Below are 286 nucleotides of genomic sequence, written 5' to 3' on the forward strand. Positions count from 1 at the left end.
CGAAACCTGCTGGAGGGCGCTCAGTTCCTGCACAGCCATATCCTGTGGCTGTACAACCTGGCGGCTCTCGATTACGTGAACCCGCTGAATGCGCTTCAGGCCAACGTCGACCACGCCTACGCCGTGGCCCTGGAGAACGGCCTGGCGCTGCACTCCGACCTGAACCAGCTCTACGAGAAGCTGGCGGCCTTTGCCGAAAACGGCCAGCTGTCCATCTTCTCGGGCAACTGGTTCGACGCCGACGGCGGCGAGGCCTACGTCGACAACCCTGAGGCGAACCTGATCC

1 protein-coding gene is annotated in these 286 nt (G+C 63.3%); it reads left to right on the forward strand.

Annotated elements, in window-relative coordinates:
• A partial coding sequence (locus tag NE591_RS15760; RefSeq protein WP_256157163.1) for a nickel-dependent hydrogenase large subunit occupies positions 1 to 286 on the forward strand: 286 nt, incomplete at both ends.

This window comes from Adlercreutzia sp. DFI.6.23 (genome assembly GCF_024462535.1).
GTDB lineage: Bacteria > Actinomycetota > Coriobacteriia > Coriobacteriales > Eggerthellaceae > Adlercreutzia > Adlercreutzia rubneri.